The sequence below is a fragment of the Butyrivibrio sp. AE3009 genome (assembly GCF_000420845.1).
In the GTDB taxonomy this organism is placed as follows: domain Bacteria; phylum Bacillota; class Clostridia; order Lachnospirales; family Lachnospiraceae; genus Butyrivibrio.
Window position 1 is genome coordinate 1 of record NZ_ATVS01000097.1, and the last position, 1,639, is coordinate 1,639.

The 1,639-nt window shown below is 43.3% G+C and carries 1 protein-coding gene; it reads left to right on the plus strand.

All coding sequences use genetic code 11. The annotated features are described in order from the left end of the window. Positions 1 to 138 precede the first annotated feature (138 nt). Entirely contained in the window at positions 139 to 1,584 is a 1,446-nt protein-coding gene (locus G588_RS0118480) for a DDE-type integrase/transposase/recombinase (RefSeq protein ID WP_022780165.1), read from the plus strand. Positions 1,585 to 1,639: the final 55 nt, after the last annotated feature.

Below are 1,639 nucleotides of genomic sequence, written 5' to 3' on the forward strand. Positions count from 1 at the left end.
GGTAGTGTCAAATTAACTACCCGTTTTTTAGTTCTAAAACCTTGATTTATCGGGAGTTCAAAATAAAAAGAGCATTGACCTCCCTTTTTGGTATAATGTCAGCGACCAAACTCACAAAATAACCAGGAGACAATGCTCGTGAACATTATACTTTATTTACTTCAAATCATTCAACAACTCTATCAGCAAAACTGCTGGCTGATTAATTTCATCTGCAGATATATACCTCTAAAGCAGTGGGCTTTCGATGATTCTCATTCTCCCAAATATCAAAAGTTCAAAGTCGATGAACTCCCTAAGATTGTCTATTACCATCAGGATTGGGACTGGAAAGATCTCAATAACTACTATGCCCAGCGCTATGGTAAGGCCATCAAACCGATCAAGCGCCGCACTGAATGCGATATTCCAGAGGACTGTACCTGTCCTTCATGCCATGCCCCACAGCCTTATCTTTACAAGAACAATGGTAAGGCAGGACAGCTCATGTGTAAGATCTGCCAGACTGCTTTCACTCCCGGAGATAACCGCTTTGATAATCAGATGTCTCTAAAGTGCCCTCACTGCCAGCATACCCTCGTTCGTAAGAAAGACCGTAAGCATTTCGTCATCCACAAATGCGTTAATCCTAAGTGTCCCTACTATCTCCACAACCTCAAGAAAGTCGATAAAGAAGATCTTGCTGAAGACCATGGAAAGAACAAATATAAGCTCCACTACATCTACCGCGAATTCACGATAGATTTCTTTAAGATGGACCTAAACTCTCTCCCCAAGAATGCATCGTCGCTTAAGTTCAACAAACACAATGCTTACATCATGTCCCTCTGCCTTACTTTCCACGTAAATCTCGGATTGTCTCTTAGAAAAACGAGGCAGGCATTATCAGATCTGTATGGTATATCAATATCCCATCAGCAGGTCGCCAACTACTGCAAAACAGCAGCCATATGCGTCAAGCCTTTTGTCGATAACTATCCCTACGAGAAAGGTGCTGCTTTTGCTGCCGATGAGACCTACATCAAAGTCCGTGGCATTAAAAGCTATATCTGGCTCATAATTGATGCTGCATCCAGAGCCATCATTGGCTATCAGGTATCCGATAACAGAGGTGTTGGTCCGTGCATCCTCGCCATGAGAATGGCCTTAAAAGGTATCACTGAACTTCCCAAGAACTTTAAGTTTATAGCTGATGGTTACAGTGCCTATCCTTTAGCTGCACAGCAGTTTTTCCACGAGTTTGGAGAAAAGCTCAAGTTTGAAATCACTCAGGTAATCGGTCTCCAGAACGAAGACGAAGTATCCAAGGAATACCGTCCTTTCAAGCAGATGATTGAACGCCTTAACCGTACTTATAAAGCCTCATATCGCATCACTAATGGATTCGACAATTACGATGGCGCCAACTATGATCTGACTCTCTGGGTTGCGTATTATAACTTTCTGAGGCCGCATAAGCACAATGATTACAGGCCTCCAGTTGTAGATGAGATTCTGTCAAAGGCTGAAAACATGCCCGCTAGGTGGCAGCTGATGATCTACTTCGGTCAGAAGAAGATACTTGAACTTCAGGCTGCCAGCTGATTGTTCTTAGATTCTGAGCCCGAGGTATTAACCTAGCCACCGCTTTAGCGGCTTG